15 protein-coding genes are annotated in these 14,490 nt (G+C 38.9%); 10 read left to right on the forward strand and 5 right to left on the reverse strand.

The window, feature by feature from the left end; translation table 11 throughout:
* The first annotated feature begins 784 nt into the window (after nt 1-784).
* From M1G12_RS05115 to M1G12_RS05145, 7 genes are all read left to right on the forward strand, one after another.
* Nucleotides 785-1,000 (forward strand): hypothetical protein, encoded by a 216-nt coding sequence (locus M1G12_RS05115; protein WP_000823011.1) that lies wholly within the window; start codon nt 785-787, stop codon nt 998-1,000.
* Nucleotides 1,001-1,176: 176 nt separating this feature from the next.
* A complete protein-coding gene (locus M1G12_RS05120) occupies nt 1,177-3,390 on the forward strand; it encodes a glycoside hydrolase family 31 protein (RefSeq protein WP_247949502.1) in 2,214 nt (737 codons plus the stop codon).
* A gap of 548 nt (nt 3,391-3,938) precedes the next feature.
* A complete protein-coding gene (locus M1G12_RS05125; protein WP_419965918.1) occupies nt 3,939-5,348 on the forward strand; it encodes a peptide MFS transporter in 1,410 nt (469 codons plus the stop codon).
* A gap of 371 nt (nt 5,349-5,719) precedes the next feature.
* The gene (locus M1G12_RS05130) at nt 5,720-6,406 is read left to right on the forward strand and encodes an XRE family transcriptional regulator (protein WP_000284671.1); all 687 of its coding nucleotides are present in this window, start codon (nt 5,720-5,722) and stop codon (nt 6,404-6,406) included.
* Between the two features lie 3 nt (nt 6,407-6,409).
* On the forward strand, nt 6,410-7,825 hold the full coding sequence (locus tag M1G12_RS05135; protein ID WP_033685531.1) for a Y-family DNA polymerase: 1,416 nt from the start codon (nt 6,410-6,412) through the stop codon (nt 7,823-7,825).
* Complete coding sequence (locus M1G12_RS05140; RefSeq protein WP_020903431.1) at nt 7,822-8,184, forward strand: hypothetical protein; 363 nt, start codon at nt 7,822-7,824, stop codon at nt 8,182-8,184. Before M1G12_RS05135 ends, M1G12_RS05140 begins: the two co-directional genes overlap by 4 nt.
* Entirely contained in the window at nt 8,177-8,470 is a 294-nt protein-coding gene (locus M1G12_RS05145) for a DUF5960 family protein (RefSeq protein WP_020903430.1), read from the forward strand. Before M1G12_RS05140 ends, M1G12_RS05145 begins: the two co-directional genes overlap by 8 nt.
* Before the next feature lie 142 nt (nt 8,471-8,612).
* On the opposite strand, the gene M1G12_RS05150 is transcribed toward M1G12_RS05145, so the two are convergent.
* Genes M1G12_RS05150 through M1G12_RS05170 form a run of 5 tightly spaced genes read right to left on the reverse strand, consistent with a single transcriptional unit; the run spans nt 8,613 to nt 10,789 of the window.
* Nucleotides 8,613-9,089: a glutathione peroxidase gene (locus tag M1G12_RS05150; protein WP_000203038.1), complete on the reverse strand. Its 477-nt coding sequence runs from the start codon at nt 9,087-9,089 to the stop codon at nt 8,613-8,615.
* Complete coding sequence (locus tag M1G12_RS05155) at nt 9,086-9,664, reverse strand: DUF3278 domain-containing protein (protein ID WP_000711238.1); 579 nt, start codon at nt 9,662-9,664, stop codon at nt 9,086-9,088. Before M1G12_RS05155 ends, M1G12_RS05150 begins: the two co-directional genes overlap by 4 nt.
* Nucleotides 9,665-9,690: 26 nt before the next feature.
* Nucleotides 9,691-10,026 (reverse strand): hypothetical protein, encoded by a 336-nt coding sequence (locus tag M1G12_RS05160; protein ID WP_004256384.1) that lies wholly within the window; start codon nt 10,024-10,026, stop codon nt 9,691-9,693.
* Between the two features lie 10 nt (nt 10,027-10,036).
* On the reverse strand, nt 10,037-10,579 hold the full coding sequence (locus M1G12_RS05165) for a DUF3278 domain-containing protein (RefSeq protein ID WP_203212658.1): 543 nt from the start codon (nt 10,577-10,579) through the stop codon (nt 10,037-10,039).
* Nucleotides 10,580-10,594: 15 nt separating this feature from the next.
* A complete protein-coding gene (locus tag M1G12_RS05170) occupies nt 10,595-10,789 on the reverse strand; it encodes a helix-turn-helix transcriptional regulator (RefSeq protein ID WP_049544880.1) in 195 nt (64 codons plus the stop codon).
* Nucleotides 10,790-10,955: 166 nt separating this feature from the next.
* On the opposite strand from M1G12_RS05170, the gene rsmH reads away from it, so the two are divergent.
* Genes rsmH through pbp2x form a run of 3 tightly spaced genes read left to right on the forward strand, consistent with a single transcriptional unit; the run spans nt 10,956 to nt 14,489 of the window.
* Nucleotides 10,956-11,906, forward strand: a complete 951-nt coding sequence (gene rsmH, locus M1G12_RS05175) for a 16S rRNA (cytosine(1402)-N(4))-methyltransferase RsmH (protein ID WP_004256391.1) — start codon at nt 10,956-10,958, stop codon at nt 11,904-11,906.
* A 9-nt stretch (nt 11,907-11,915) separates the two neighbouring features.
* Nucleotides 11,916-12,233, forward strand: a complete 318-nt coding sequence (gene ftsL / locus M1G12_RS05180) for a cell division protein FtsL (protein ID WP_000227824.1) — start codon at nt 11,916-11,918, stop codon at nt 12,231-12,233.
* Nucleotides 12,234-12,236: 3 nt separating this feature from the next.
* Nucleotides 12,237-14,489 (forward strand): penicillin-binding protein PBP2X, encoded by a 2,253-nt coding sequence (gene pbp2x, locus M1G12_RS05185; RefSeq protein ID WP_000872185.1) that lies wholly within the window; start codon nt 12,237-12,239, stop codon nt 14,487-14,489.
* Nucleotide 14,490: the final 1 nt, after the last annotated feature.

The following is a 14,490-nucleotide window of genomic DNA, read 5'->3' on the forward strand; positions in this document are numbered from 1 at the left end:
AAAAACCAGGTCTTAAGAAAGCTCGTAAAGCATCACAATTTAGTAAACGTTAATTCGAAAGAATTACTATACTTACAAAGAGCACCTTTCGGGGTGTTCTTTTTGTACTTTCTTACTAAATTGGTGCAATTGACACAGTTGTTGCGACTTTAGTCGCTTATAAATGTGGCTGCAACCTGACAAAGTCAGTTGCCTCAAAACGTTAATCAATACGATTATATCAACGTTTCAAAGCACTCAAGAGTTTACCTTATTGTTTCTTTTTATATTCTTAAGAAATCAAAAGCAATATAAGTTGTCAGCTCTTTATTACAAAAACATTAATTAGCATTCTATCATTATCTTCAGTCTAAAATCAGTATTTTGAGTTGTACGAGATCAGTTTTCGAATTTGCTCTTTGAACTTTGTCTAGTCTTACTTAATTTTTCCCTGAAGTTAAGTTTTTACTCGGCATCATTAGTTAAAAAGGAAAAAGAATGCATTTTATATTTGGGTTTGAGTTTTATAAAATAGGATAAGCGCACTGAATATTAAGGTGTTATAGAAAAAATAAAATTTTTAAAAGCTACAGAGAAACATGGTATAATGTAACTAAAGGAGGTAGTATATGTCCTTAGATATAGATAAAGAAAAGATGACAATCATGGGAGTAGCTTTTGAAAACTGATCCGTTTTTAAGAGTGTTTGGTATGCTTTAAGTACAAATATGATTGAAGGATGGCGACCTACGGTTAGTAATGTTGGAAAATTACGAGATGAAGCTCTTGCTCTGGGGATGGCTTAATGAAGCGTAAGTGTTATGATTCTTATGACTATATTGATTCAGATAATTTATATACCTATCCGGGTTCTTCAGTTCTAAAAAATAAGCAGGAAGAACGAGATGAGAAAAAAGCACGCGAGCTGGAATATCGAATGGTTGCTAGTAAGAATTTGAAATTATTTATCAATCCTATCTTAGTTAATAGTTTAAAAGTAGTTTGTTTCACAACTACATAAGCTTAAAAAGGGATAACTCTTTAATAACATTTTGATTTGTTAAAAGATATTTTGTCCACTACATTTATTCAATTGAGTATTATTTGTTATAGATAGAACATTGCATTCAGAATAATGAAAAACGCATCAAAATGGTGCGTTCTGTTTTTATGCTACCATAAAAGGAGGGAAACAAATTGAAAATTTTTAAGGGAGAGTTTTATCGAATCTCTGTATTAACAGACAAGCTAGTAAGGTTAGAATACTCTCAAACTGGAAGTTTTGAGGATAGAACGACACAACTTACCTATAATAGAGATTTTGGTCAAGTTTCGTTAGATTATATCGAGACATCAAACGTACTAGATATTATGACGGACTATTTTCATCTGCACTTTAATAAAGGAGAATTTAACGCCGAAAATTTATTTATAGAATTAAAAGGAAATTTTGCCGTATATGGTAGTCGCTGGTATTTTGGTGAATCTATTGAAACGTTAAAAGGAACAGCTCGGACTCTGGATAAGGCAGATGGAGCAATCTCGTTAGAAGATGGAATTATTAGCCGAAATGGGATAGCCTTATTGGATGATTCTCAAGGATTTATTTGGGATGAACAGTCTGGTTATATTGAGAGAGAAAATCAAATTGACCTGTATTTCTTTGCCTATGGGCATGATTATAGAGGAGCAATCAGAGACTTTTACCATTTGACTGGTTCAACCCCTTTGTTGCCAAGATATGCTTTAGGCAATTGGTGGAGTAGATATTGGCCTTATACGTCGGATGAATACTTGGATTTAATAGACAGATTTGAAACAGAGAAAATTCCATTATCTATCGGTGTTTTAGATATGGATTGGCATATCACTGACATTCCAGCTCGTTTTGGAAGTGGCTGGACAGGATATAGTTGGAATAAAAATTTAATACCTAATCCAGAGCAGTTATTGCAACAACTTCATGATAGAAAGTTGAAACTCTCCTTAAATGTCCATCCTGCTGATGGTATACGGGCTTATGAAGAAGCTTATCCTCGAGTCGCCAAACGATTGGGGTTAAATGTAGAATTAGAAGAACCTGCCATTTTTGATTTTTTTAATCTCTCTTTTAGAGAAGCCTACTTTAAAGATGTTCATTATGAGCTAGAAAAGCAGGGAGTAGATTTTTGGTGGATTGACTGGCAACAAGGGACACAAGGTATGCTAGATCCACTATGGCTTTTAAACCATTATCACTATCAGGATAGTTGTAAAAATGCAGAAGGTGGTTTGATTTTATCAAGATATGCAGGTCCTGGTAGTCATCGCTACCCTGTTGGTTTTTCAGGGGATACTATTATTAGTTGGAATTCCTTAAGATTTCAACCTTATTTTACAGCGACCGCATCAAATATCGGTTATAGTTGGTGGAGCCATGATATCGGTGGGCACATGCTGGGGGATTATGACGAAGAGCTACAAACTAGATGGCTACAGTTTGGTATTTTTAGTCCGATAACTCGATTACATAGTTCTAGAAGTCCCTTTAATAGTAAGGAACCTTGGTTTTTTTCAGAAACAACATCTAAGATTATGAAGAAATACCTTCGTTTGAGACATCAGATGATTCCATATCTATATACCATGAATGTAAAGACACACGAGGAAGGTGCCCCATTAATCAGCCCAATGTATTATTTCTACCCAGAGAATGATGAGAGTTATAATGTTCCAAATCAATACTTTTTTGGAACAGAACTGATGGTGGCTCCCATTGTAGAAAAGATGGATTTGGCATTCCAATCTGCAAAAGTGGATGTATGGTTCCCTGAAGGTGAATGGTATGACTTCTTTTCAGAGAAAAAATATACAGGTGGTGTGAAGTTAAGTGTTTATCGAGACATTTCGATGATACCTGTGTTTGCAAAAAGTGGTGCAATCATTCCCTTGGTTGGTTCTGAGATAGATATGGGTGTTGATTTACCTGAAGTTGTAGATTGGTATGTATTCCCAGGAAAACAACATTCTTTTGAAATGATTGAAGATCAAAATGGTCAAAGATATAAAACAAGATTATCAATCGACTGGGAAATGGGAATGGTAGAGTTAGCATTACAAGGAGATTCTAGTATCCTTCCAAGCAATAGAAGGCATAGAATTCATTTTAAAGGAACGAATGTGTCTATCATTGAGTTGGCAAATAAGAATACTACAGCTGAATTTGAATATAAAGATAATAAAAGGCTATCCCTAAATGATGAAGTTTTTAGACTACTAAAGACGGCTTCTCTTCCATATGAATTAAAAGATAGATTGTTAAATCAATTCATCAATGCCAAAAATTCTCATGAGTTAATGAATATCTTGCATCATCAGGATAAGGAATTGAGAGGCCGTTTGTTGGAAATAATATTTACTAGCCAAAACTAATTGAGCCATTTCGTACACAATTTCTATTCTTTAAGTGCTAATTATTTATTTTTTAATGTGTAATAGTTTTACATCTCTATGCTTATTGACTTGTATTTTAGTAATTACAAGTTTGGCATAGGGATGTTTTTATAATTTTAAAGACTTTTTGCCCAGCCTCTTTTCAACTAAACAAGAGCAAATTTTTAAAGGTGATTTTTCAACGTAACTTCCACTTGCCTGACCGAAGTGGAAGTTAGTTTGAAATGAATTTTTATGGTGGAATTAATACTCTTCGAAAATCAAATTCAAACCACGTCAGCGTCGCCTTACCGTACTCAAGTACAGCTTGCGGCTAGCTTCCTAGTTTGCTTTTTGATTTTCATTGAGTATAAGTATGAGACGATAGATTTTTTCAGAAAATTTTCTAAAATAAACAGGATTTGTTTGACATTTGTTTGAAAATTCTGTAAAATGAATTATTATATCGTTAAAGGAGAATATATATGGAAAAACAGAAAACATTTTTTGGACATCCTATGGGCTTGTCCACCCTCTTCTTTACAGAGATGTGGGAACGCTTTTCTTACTATGGGATGCGAGCTATCCTACTTTACTATATGTACTATAGTGTGCAAGATGGTGGATTGGGAATGGATAAGACCACGGCTGCATCGGTTATGGCTATTTATGGCTCACTGGTATTTTTGTCCTCGGTTATCGGTGGTTTTGTCAGTGACCGTATTTTAGGAAGCCGTAAAACTGTCTTTTACGGTGGGATTCTGATTATGCTAGGGCATATTGCTTTGGCAACACCTTTTGGACAAGTGGCTCTCTATCTCTCTATTGCCTTGATTATCTTTGGTACTGGATTTTTAAAACCCAATATCTCAGATATGGTGGGGGGGATTTATGAGAAAGAGGATGATAGACGGGATGCAGGTTTTAGTATCTTTGTCTTTGGTATTAACTTAGGTGCCTTTGTTGCCCCTTATCTAGTGGGTTATCTAGGTCAGGAAGTCAATTTCCATCTAGGCTTTTCGTTAGCTGCCATTGGGATGTTCTTTGGTCTGGTGAAGTATGTTTTGGATGGGAAGAAATACCTACCTGAATCAAGCCTTTACCCTACTGACCCACTTTCACAGACGGAGCAGCAGACCTTGATTAAACGTTTGCTGCTTACACTTGTCGTAGTTATTCTCGTGGTTATAGGTTTAGTCTTTACTCACCAGTTTAATGTGGATATGATTGTTAATATCTTTACAGTGATTGCTGTAATTATTCCAATCTACTATTTCTTCAAAATTTTATCTAGTCAGAAAATAACTGCTACTGAGAGATCTCGAGTATTTGCCTACATTCCTCTATTTATAGCTGGGGTACTCTTCTGGTCTATTGAGGAGCAGGGGTCTGTTGTTCTCGCTCTATTTGCGGATGAGCAAACTCGACTTTACATTAATGTATTTGGGAATCAGATTCATTTTCCATCTAGCTTTTTCCAAAGTATCAATCCACTTTTCATTATGATTTATGTGCCGATTTTTGCGTGGTTGTGGGGGAAAATGGGTAAAAAGCAACCATCCTCTGCTAAGAAATTTGCTTACGGTTTATTTGCTGCAGGTTTATCCTTCTTGTGGATGATGTTACCAGGGATGCTCTTTGGGACAGATGTTAAGGTCAGTCCTCTCTGGTTGATTATGAGTTGGGCTATTGTGATTGTAGGGGAAATGCTGATTTCGCCGATTGGTCTATCAGTCACTACTAAGTTAGCACCAAAATCCTTCCAAGCACAAATGATGTCTATCTGGTTCTTGAGTAATGCAGCTGCCCAAGCTATCAATGCTCAAATTGTAAAATTTTATACAAGCGAAACTGAAGTTGCTTACTATGGAATTGTTGGAGGAATTACGATTGTATTCAGTATTATCTTACTCTTCTACGTTCCGCGTATTGAAAAACTAATGTCTGGTATCAAATAGAGAAAAACTGGAATTTCTGTAGGGATTCTAAAAGTTAGATCAATTATTTATTCAAAGGATTTAGTTCTGTATTGTATAGGGCTAGGTCCTTTTAGTTTGATTAATACTCTTCGAAAATCAAATTCAAACCGCGTCAACGTCGCCTTGCCGTACTCAAATACAGCCTGCGGCTAGTTTCCTAGTTTGCTCTTTGATTTTCATTGAGTATAAAACTCACGATGTTTCTGATTTTCCTAGTGGACATTTGTCTACTTTTTTTATATAATAAAACTAAACCATAATGGTTTAGTTTTGAAAATATAGATTCAAGCATCGATTAGTCTTTCTAAGGGAGATAATGTCCATTAAAGCATCATAATAGGAGGTGAAGTATGTATCAGCCAGAAAAATTAAAGGCTCGGAGGAAAGAGTTAAAACTGACACAGAAGGAAATTGCAGAGCAACTTGGGATTAGCTTTCAGGCTTACTCAGCTTGGGAACGTGGAATCAAAGAACCGTCTAAGGAGAAGGTGTTTCAGCTAGAGAATATTTTAAAAGTGCCAAAAGGATATTTTACTCAGATCGAGATTGTCCGTCTCTACCATAGCCTCTCCAAGCAAGGGCAGGAGAAGGTTGTTCTCTATGCTCGCAACCTATCTCAAGAGGAGCAAGCCCACAAAGTGACAGCTATGCCAGAGCGCCTCTACGAGTACCGTGTTTATGAACGCATGTCAGCAGGGATTGGGGCTTCGGTCTACGATGATCAGAATTTTGATACGGTTTACTTTAATGAGGAGTTGGCTCATGATTTTGCGTCCTGGGTGTCTGGGGACTCCATGGAACCTAAATACCAAAATGGTTCAGTAGCTCTGATTCGAGAGACAGGATTTGACTATGACGGGGCGGTTTATGCAGTGGTTTGCAACAACCAGACCTATATCAAACGGGTCTATCGAGAGGAGAATGGATTGCGTCTGGTCTCTATCAATCCTAAATACAAGGATATTTTCATCTCCTATGAGGAAGATCCTCGGATTGTGGGGATTATCGTTGGGAACTTTGTGCCGATGGAGGGCTAGCCAATGGGCTACTTTGATTATTCCAGAGAGCCCAAAAGTGACATTGCCTTTGTCGATATGAAATCCTTTTATGCCAGTGTTGAGTGTGTGAAAAGAGGATTGCATCCGCTGAAAACCTCGCTTTGTGTCATGAGTCGCGCGGATAATTCAACTGGTCTTATCCTAGCCTCCTCTCCCATGTTTAAGAAGATTTTTGGCCAGTCAAATGTTGGTCGGGCCTATGATTTGCCTTTTGATATCAAAACGCGAAAATTTTCCTATTACAATGCTCGAAAGCAAGGGCTACCGACTGACTCGGACTATGTTCGCTACATCGAAGATTGGGCTCAAGTGACCTTGATTGTCCCTCCTCGAATGGACGAGTACATTGCAGTCAATATGGAAATCCAGCGAATCTTTCAAAACTATGGCAGTCCAGATGATATTTATCCTTACTCTATCGATGAGGGCTTTATTGACCTGACTAGTTCGCTCAACTATTTTATCCCAGATAAGAGTCTCTCTCGCAAAGACAAGCTGGATATGCTTTCTGCTCGTATTCAGAGGGATATTTGGAGGCAGACAGGGATCTACTCTACAGTAGGTATGTCAAATGCCAATCCCTTACTGGCCAAGTTGGCTCTGGATAATGAAGCCAAGCACACTCCGACCATGAGGGCCAACTGGTCTTACCAGGATGTGGAAGAGAAGGTCTGGTTCATTCCCAAGATGACCGACTTTTGGGGAATTGGCAGGCGGATGGAGAAACGCTTGCATGCTCTGGGGATTTTTTCCATCAAGGAATTGGCAACCAGCAATCCTGACCAGCTAAAAAAAGCTCTGGGTCAGGCTGGTCTTCGTTTGTGGTTTCATGCTAACGGAATTGATGAGAGCAATGTTCATAAGCCCTATAAAGCCAAATCCAAGGGCTTGGGGAATTCTCAAATCTTGCCGAGAGACTACGTGAAGCTACGGGATATTGAAATTATTCTTCGAGAAATGGCGGAGCAGGTGGCTATTAGATTGAGAAGGTCTGGCAAGAAAACAACCCTTGTCTCTATCTATGTCGGTTTCTCTAAACAGGAGGTCAGGTCGTCTATTCACACACAAATGAAGGTCGAACCGACCAATAATACAGCTGTCTTAACGAATTATGTTTTGAAGTTATTTCATAACAAATACACTTCTGGAGCAGTCAGAAGTGTCGGTGTAAACTATTCAGGCTTTGTAGACGAGCCCTTTGGTTTGATATCTCTCTTTGATGATGTTGACAAGCTAGAAAAAGAAGAAAGGCTCCAGACGGCCATTGACTCCATTCGGGAACAATTTGGTTTCACTTCTCTTTTAAGAGCCAATGCACTGGAAGAAGCCTCTAGGAGTCTTGCCAGAAGCAAGCTGATTGGGGGACATTCTGCTGGAGGATTAGATGGATTACAATGATTGATCGTTCTTATTTACCTTTTCAATCCGCGCGATATTATCAAGATCCAGGTATGCAGAAGTGGATGGGATTTTACCTTTCAGAACACACCAGTTCGCTCAGTGAAGAAAAAAGCCGTGTTGATTTTTCGACGGATTTGACTCCAGATGAGAAGTTGCACTTGCTTTCTCAGCTTTATGTTGGCCAACTTAAGGGGAGTTTTGTGGTCAAGGAAAAGAAGCAGAAGGCGACTATCATCGGTGTGGTGAGAGAGTTATCACATCAGACTCTATCTATTAGGACAAACGAGGGATATAGGTTGATAGAGGTTGCAGATATCCTAGAAATTCGACTGTGGGAGGAGGGAGTTTATGACTAGAAAAGAGCTGTATGAAAACAAACTGCAGATGGATTATTTTTCAGATGACTATATTCGTTTTGAAGAGGATTTTCAAAAATATTCTGCCATGAACGTACCCTTGACTTTTTTGATTGATGACATCCTACGAACCATGGCGATGAATCAGAAAAACTACTTTGTCTTAAACAAGGAAAATGCCAAGGATGGGCGGGAGCATAGCTTTTATTTTAGGGTGGTAACGGAAAAAGCGTGTCCTAGAAATAGGACCTATGTATATGCTGGGGTTAAAAATAGTAGTCAGTAGAGGGGAGTCTGCTGTAAATGTATCATTTTTACAACACTTCATGGCTCATATCATGGGGTGTTTTTCTATTCAAGTCAAAGCCCATCAAAAAATCCCACTATTCTTAGGCTAAAGGAGAACTAATAATAGTGAGATTGTGAAATTATAGTAGTTTTTGTATCGCCTCTTCAATTTGTTTTGGGTCTGTTTTTGAAGAGAAGCGTTCAAAGACCTGCCCATCACGACCAATGAGAAACTTAGCGAAATTCCATTCGACTCGTTTTCCCAGTGGGCCAGATTTTTGTTCTTTCAACCAAACATAGAGAGGGTCTGCTTCCTTACCGTTGACCTTGATCTTGGCAAAACGTGGGAAGGTGGTTTGATAATGTAGGCTACAGAAGGCGTTGATTTCCTCTGCGCCGCCTGGTGCTTGTCCCATAAACTGATTGCAAGGAAAGTCTAAAATCTCAAAACCTTGTTCTTGATAGCGATCATAGAGTTCTTGAAGTCCTTGGTACTGGGGCGTTAAACCACATCCAGTAGCAGTGTTGACAACCAAGAGAACCTTACCACGATAGGTCTCTAGTGGAGTTTCTTGATGGTCTTGGTTCAAGACTGAAAAATCGTATAGTGAAGTCATTGCTTGCTTTTCTCCTTCTGTTTGGTATTTTTAGGAGTTTTCTCCTCCTGTAGTGATAGAAATCCGTAGGTCAGGGTTCCAAAAATGCTTCCGATAATCAGGCTATACATCAGGAAAGGAATACTTTTATCGAATTGCATGAGCAACTTTCCAAAATCTGAAAGGGACATCTGTTGAACGAAGACTTTATGAAAGATGAGTAAGGTAAAGAAGCCAATCTGAATACCGATAAACACAATCCAGCTTCGGAATTTGATTTGAGCTTTGCTGTAGGTTTTGAGAATGATTTCTGATTTGTCATCCTTTTCAAGATGAAGCTCTTGGACGGCTTTTTGAGCTTTTATACTCATGAACAAAATGAGTCCAAAATAGATGTAGGGCATAACATTTCGAACAATTTCTATAAAGCTTCCGAACAAAATATAGAATAGGAAGAGAATGAAGGAAGAGTAAAAGATTTGGATCATGGAACGGGCGCAAGCCTTGTAGATAACCTCTTGACGGCATTCATCAAAAGGCCCTTGGATATGAAAGAAATTTCGAAGTAAGCGAGTTGTTAAGTCTTCTTTTTTCATGGGTGATTTCTCCTAAATGAACGATGTTATTTTGTTTCTTTTACGAATTGATAGAGATAATAAAGATAAGTAATAGAAGAAAGGATGGCGATAGTTAGCAGTATATAATATTTCCAATTGCTTGAAATGAGCGTCAGCTGTGGTAAGGATAGAAAGGATAGAATCATAAAGCATAGTGCTAGGTTGAGTATGCGCGTTTTTTGGGAATCTATCTTTAGATAAGTCAATCCTTTGTTGAGTGCTGGAACAAAGACTGGAAGGAGGACTATATCGTAGATTGGCAAGTTCCCTGAAACGATGATGAAGGTGAGTAGAGAAGCAAACAAAAGATGATAGGTAAGTAAAGTTACTAGTGATTTCATAGGGCACCTCCTAATCCTCATCTTGATCTTTCTTAGCTTTTTCAATGCGACGGGAGATGAGGAACTGTATACTCGCTCCGAAGAAGATAGAACCGAGAATGCTTGATACACCATTTCTTATAGTGAGGAGAGAATGAAAATAGTCCTGACCTTCACCTATGAGTATACTGAGAAGAGGAGTTATAAAAAACATCCATAGACCAAAGAACAAACCTGCTTTAAGACCTGGGTAGTATAGTTGCTTACTTTCTTTCTCGCTCAGCATATCTGGATCAATAGCTGTAATCCCTGTTTTTTTCATTTGGTAGGTGACATAGCCAGCAGAGATGAGGGCAATCACTAAAATCAGAGGAGGATAGACTAGAGCTACTAGTTGAGGATATTTATAGGCCAGAATGAGCGGAATAAGATTGCCGAAAATCATCAGATAAAAGAGGAAGATAAAGACTTGGTTACCTATACGGTCTGCCTCGCGTCGTTTGTATTCGTCAAGTGGATCAGAAATACCGTATGTGCGCTTGATCAGTTTTTCAGTGAAGGTTTCTTTTTTCATGTGTTGGCTCCTTTTTTAAAAATCATCCTCCCAAAAGAGATTGTTGAGGTCAGTTTGGAGGCTACGGGCGAGATTGAGACAGAGTTCCAGAGTTGGGTTGTACTTGTCGTTCTCAATCATGTTGATAGTTTGTCTCGAGACACCGATATCCTTGGCGAGTTCGAGCTGGGAAATGCCCAGTTCTTTGCGAAATTCTTTCACACGATTCATCTGTTCTCCTTTCTGATTTGTGTCGTATATATTTGACTATATTATATTCTTCTATGGCGCGGATGTCAAGCATATTTGACATATTTCTTAAAGAAATCTTACTTGTTTTTGACCTATTTGTCTGACTAGTGCAAGCTAGTCAGATTTGTGGTAAAATAGATAAGATATGACAAAAGAATTTCATCATGTAACGGTCTTACTCCACGAAACGATTGATATGCTCGACGTAAAGCCTGACGGTATCTATGTTGATGCGACTTTGGGTGGAGCAGGCCATAGCGAATATTTATTAAGTAAATTAAGTGAAAAAGGCCATCTCTATGCCTTTGACCAAGACCAGAATGCCATTAACAATGCGCAAAAACGCTTGGCTTCCTACATTGAGAAGGGGATGGTGACTTTTATCAAGGATAACTTCCGTCATTTACAGGCACGTTTGCGCGAAGCTGGTGTTCAGGAAATTGATGGAATTTGTTATGACTTGGGAGTGTCTAGTCCTCAATTGGACCAGCGTGAACGTGGTTTTTCTTATAAAAAGGATGCGCCACTGGACATGCGGATGAATCAGGAAGCTAGTCTGACAGCCTATGAAGTGGTGAACCACTATGACTATCATGACTTGGTTCGTATTTTCTTCAAGTATGGTGAGGATAAATTCTCTAAACAGATTGCGCGTAAGATCGAACAAGCACGTGAAGTCAAGCCAATCGAGACAACGACTGAGTTAGCAGAAATTATCAAGTCGGCCAAACCTGCCAAGGAGCTCAAGAAGAAGGGCCATCCTGCCAAGCAGATTTTCCAGGCTATTCGAATTGAAGTCAATGATGAACTGGGAGCGGCAGATGAATCCATCCAGCAGGCTATGGAGATGTTGGCTCTAGATGGTAGAATTTCAGTGATTACCTTTCATTCCTTGGAAGACCGCTTGACCAAGCAATTGTTCAAGGAAGCTTCAACGGTTGAAGTTCCAAAAGGCTTGCCTTTCATCCCAGATGATCTCAAGCCCAAGATGGAATTGGTATCCCGTAAGCCAATCTTGCCAAGTGCAGAGGAGTTAGAAGCCAACAACCGTTCGCATTCAGCCAAGTTGCGCGTGGCCAGAAAAATTCACAAGTAAGAGGAAAAAATGGTAGATAAGAAAGAAACAACCAGTCAATTCTTGCAGAATCGTATAAAAAAATTCTCACGTGTGGAGAAGGCTTTTTATCTTTCCATCGCTTTTACGGCACTCGTTTTAGCAGTGAGCATTATCTTTATGCAGACACGACTCTTGCAAGTGCAAAGTGATTTGACAAAAATCAATGCGCAGATAGAGGAAAAGAAGACAGAGCTGGACGATGCCAAGCAGGAAGTGAATGAATTGATTCGTTCAGAGCGCTTGAAAGAAATTGCAGATAAAAAAGATTTGAAATTGAATAATGAAAACATCCGAACAGCGGAGTAAGATATGAAATGGACAGAAAAAATAACCCGATTTGCGGTAAAAAATCGTAAATCTCCAGCAGAAAACCGTAGGATAGTTGGCAAGTACCTCAGCTTTGTAGCTGTTGCCCTTTTCGGCCTCTTTTTGGCCAATTTTGCTTATATTATCGCAAAAGGTAATATATTTGGTACTGACTTGGTAAAAGAGGCTAAAAAGGTTCACCAAACCACTCGAACAGTTCCTGCCAAACGTGGGACTATCTATGACCGAAATGGAGTGCCTATCGCAGAAGATGCGACCTCTTATAATGTCTATGCTGTTATTGATAAAAAATACAAGTCAGCAACGGGGAAAATTCTTTATGTAGAGGATTCGCAGTTTAATAAGGTAGCTGAAGTCTTCCATAAGTATTTAGACATGGATGAAGCTTATGTGAAAGAGCAATTAGCTCAACCAAATCTGACCCAAGTTTCCTTTGGAGCAAAAGGAAATGGGATTACCTATGCCAATATGATGGCAATTAAAAAAGATTTAAAAGATGCTAGTGTGGAAGGGATTGACTTTACAACGAGCCCTAACAGAAGCTATCCAAATGGCCAATTTGCTTCTAGTTTTATTGGGTTAGCCCAACTACATGAAAATGAGGACGGCAGTAAGAGTTTATTAGGAACTTCTGGTCTGGAGAGTTCATTAAATACCATTCTTGCTGGGACAGATGGTATTATTACCTATGAAAAAGACCGTGTAGGAAATATCGTACCAGGTACAGAACAGGTGTCGCAACAAACTGTGGATGGTAAGGATGTTTATACAACATTGTCTAGCCCGCTCCAATCTTTCATGGAAACTCAGATGGATGCCTTTCTACAAAAAGTAAAAGGTAAGTATATGACCGCGACCTTGGTCAGTGCAAAGACCGGTGAAATCCTCGCTACCACCCAACGACCTACCTTTAATGCAGATACTAAAGAAGGAATCACTGAGGACTTTGTTTGGCGTGATATTCTTTATCAAAGTAACTACGAACCAGGATCAACCATGAAGGTCATGACGTTAGCTTCTTCTATTGATAATAATACCTTCCCAGGTGGAGAATACTTCAATAGCAGTGAATTAAAAATAGCGGATGCGACGATTCGAGATTGGGACGTTAATGAAGGTTTGACCGGTGGTGGTATGATGACATTTTCTCAAGGGTTTGCTCACTCAAGTAATATTGGGATGACACTTCTTGAGCAGAAAATGGGTGATGCTACCTGGTTGGATTATCTAAACCGCTTTAAATTTGGGGTTCCAACTCGTTTTGGTCTGACTGATGAGTATACAGGTCAATTGCCTGCAGATAATATTGTCAATATTGCCATGAGTGCATTTGGTCAGGGGATTTCTGTAACGCAGACGCAAATGATTCGTGCCTTTACAGCCATTGCCAATGATGGCGTCATGTTAGAGCCTAAATTTATTACGGCCTTGTATGATCCAAATGATCAAACCGTTCGTAAATCTCAAAAAGAAATCGTAGGAAATCCCGTTTCGAAAGATGCAGCTAGCCAAACTCGTACTCACATGGTCTTGGTAGGAACGGATCCTAGATATGGAACTATGTACAATCATAGTACAGGAAAAGCAACTGTCAATGTTCCAGGTCAAAATGTAGCCCTCAAGTCTGGTACAGCCCAAATCGCTGACGAGAAAAATGGAGGCTACTTGGTTGGTTCTACCAACTACATTTTCTCGGTTGTGGCTATGAACCCTGCTGAAAATCCTGATTTTATCTTGTATGTAACGGTTCAACAGCCTGAACATTATTCAGGTATCCAATTGGGAGAATTTGCCAACCCAATTCTTGAAAGAGCTTCAGCTATGAAAGAATCTCTCAATCTTCAATCTCCTGCTAAGAATTTAGATCAAGTGACGACAGAGTCTTCTTATGCAATGCCTAGCATCAAGGATATTTCACCTGGTGATTTGGCGGAAGCCTTACGCCGAAATATTGTGCAACCAATCGTTGTAGGTACTGGAACAAAGATTAAAGAATCATCTGTAGAAGAAGGGACCAATCTTGCACCAAACCAACAAGTTCTCCTTTTATCGGATAAGGTAGAAGAAATTCCAGACATGTATGGCTGGAAAAAAGAGACTGCCGAGACCTTTGCTAAATGGTTGGATATTGAGCTGGAATTTGAAGGTTCAGGTTCTGTTGTTCAGAAGCAAGATGTTCGGACTAATACAGCTATCAAAAACATTAAAAAAATTAAATTAACTTTAGGAGACTAAT

Source organism: Streptococcus mitis (assembly GCF_023110375.1).
GTDB lineage: Bacteria > Bacillota > Bacilli > Lactobacillales > Streptococcaceae > Streptococcus > Streptococcus mitis_CI.

Excerpts from the sequence above, each read along its gene's own strand:
- M1G12_RS05115 (WP_000823011.1), top strand. The coding sequence starts at position 785 with ATGAAGCGTAAGTGTTATGATTCTTATGACTATATTGATTCAGATAAT.
- M1G12_RS05125 (WP_419965918.1), top strand. The coding sequence starts at position 3,939 with ATGTGGGAACGCTTTTCTTACTATGGGATGCGAGCTATCCTACTTTAC.
- M1G12_RS05130 (WP_000284671.1), top strand. The coding sequence starts at position 5,720 with ATGTATCAGCCAGAAAAATTAAAGGCTCGGAGGAAAGAGTTAAAACTG.
- M1G12_RS05135 (WP_033685531.1), top strand. The coding sequence starts at position 6,410 with ATGGGCTACTTTGATTATTCCAGAGAGCCCAAAAGTGACATTGCCTTT.
- M1G12_RS05140 (WP_020903431.1), top strand. The coding sequence starts at position 7,822 with ATGATTGATCGTTCTTATTTACCTTTTCAATCCGCGCGATATTATCAA.
- M1G12_RS05145 (WP_020903430.1), top strand. The coding sequence starts at position 8,177 with ATGACTAGAAAAGAGCTGTATGAAAACAAACTGCAGATGGATTATTTT.
- M1G12_RS05150 (WP_000203038.1), bottom strand. The coding sequence starts at position 9,089 with ATGACTTCACTATACGATTTTTCAGTCTTGAACCAAGACCATCAAGAA.
- M1G12_RS05155 (WP_000711238.1), bottom strand. The coding sequence starts at position 9,664 with ATGAAAAAAGAAGACTTAACAACTCGCTTACTTCGAAATTTCTTTCAT.
- M1G12_RS05160 (WP_004256384.1), bottom strand. The coding sequence starts at position 10,026 with ATGAAATCACTAGTAACTTTACTTACCTATCATCTTTTGTTTGCTTCT.
- M1G12_RS05165 (WP_203212658.1), bottom strand. The coding sequence starts at position 10,579 with ATGAAAAAAGAAACCTTCACTGAAAAACTGATCAAGCGCACATACGGT.
- M1G12_RS05170 (WP_049544880.1), bottom strand. The coding sequence starts at position 10,789 with ATGAATCGTGTGAAAGAATTTCGCAAAGAACTGGGCATTTCCCAGCTC.
- rsmH (WP_004256391.1), top strand. The coding sequence starts at position 10,956 with ATGACAAAAGAATTTCATCATGTAACGGTCTTACTCCACGAAACGATT.
- ftsL (WP_000227824.1), top strand. The coding sequence starts at position 11,916 with ATGGTAGATAAGAAAGAAACAACCAGTCAATTCTTGCAGAATCGTATA.
- pbp2x (WP_000872185.1), top strand. The coding sequence starts at position 12,237 with ATGAAATGGACAGAAAAAATAACCCGATTTGCGGTAAAAAATCGTAAA.